This window comes from Acinetobacter sichuanensis (assembly GCF_003024515.2).
GTDB classification, from domain to species: Bacteria; Pseudomonadota; Gammaproteobacteria; order Pseudomonadales; family Moraxellaceae; genus Acinetobacter; species Acinetobacter sichuanensis.
Genome location: NZ_PYIX02000150.1, coordinates 1 through 1,302, shown reverse-complemented (window position 1 = coordinate 1,302; position 1,302 = coordinate 1). Strand labels below are relative to the sequence as shown.

General features: G+C 35.6%; 1 protein-coding gene. It reads left to right on the top strand.

The window, feature by feature from the left end:
• The coding region (locus tag C9E89_RS23555; protein WP_171405215.1) for a hypothetical protein at positions 1-1,227 on the top strand (1,227 nt) is incomplete at its 5' end.
• Between the last annotated feature and the right edge of the window lie 75 nt (positions 1,228-1,302).

Sequence of the window (1,302 nt, the reverse complement as noted above, 5' to 3'; positions counted from 1 at the left end):
CGTATTGGTAAAATAGGAATTATCGGAGTAGGAAATACAACTGCTGGCAATATCATTATAAGACGTGATAGTACAGACCTACATGTCGATTCTATGGAGGCGAATGCAAACTTTAAAACTCTAATAGGCGTCCAAGCAAATAATACACGTTTATACGGTGTTCTTAGAGATACTGATTATGATGGTCTTGGTTATGCGATAAGCATTGCAAATACGTGCGATACATTTATTTACGATATGAAAGCAAGTAGAGGGCGTACAGAGTTGGATGGTCGACATGGGTCAAATGTATTTGTATATAACTCGAAATTTAAAAGAGCAGGTACACACTGGGGCAATAATTACAATTTTATCAATTGTAATATTGAATCGATCTCATGGTCTGGTCGAGATTTGAATATTGAAGGTGGAACAGTACATTCAGGAGTAACAAATCGTACAGATATTTGTTTAAGCACAGGGCGATTTTATGCAAATAATGTAACTACGCATGGGATTGTCTTTTTGGCAAGTTCTGGAGTTGTTCCAGCAGATTTTTATGCATCACCAAGACGTTTTTTTGATGAAGTTATTATTCAAAATTTACGTTGTACTAATAATATGCAAACTATTTACGGATTTGGAATTAACCCACTGGCAGACCTTAAAGCACCATCACATATTGTTATAGACACAATCTATGCTCCGAACTCCACAAGACTAGCACTTACAGTCATGCCACTTGATAATGCGATAGCCTTTTCAACAATGCAGACATATAGAGCTGAGAACATTCGACATGGTGGAGTTTGTAGAATTATAGGTCGAGGTTTTAATAAGTATAATAGTAACTTTGGTTATGATGTTTATATTAATAATTGCGGGAGAATCGAAATTCAAGCTGATTCAAATTACTTCCAAAATTTAGATGCGAATAAACTAAAAGTAGTTTCGGCTCGCCAAGTGAATACAAAGATAGCACTTGGACAGTGGATATTTACTGATTGTAAGTTTAAAAAAGATACTTCTATTTCTACTGTTTTATTTAATACTGCATCACCAAAAGGTTTTCAAAATTGTGAATACGACGGAGATATGACTGGGATTAATGCATTAGGTCCTGTTTTGTTTAGCTTGAATTGTAGAGCAACCGTTGGCTCATCAAACTATCCGACCCCACTTAAAGCAGGATATCTAAACCCAGTATATTTTATTGATGAAAGCCTAGAACCACCTACACCAACATAAATACCCAACCCACCCCTGATCTTTAATATGACGATCAGGTTTTTTAATGCCTAAAAATAGGAGAAACCAATGTCA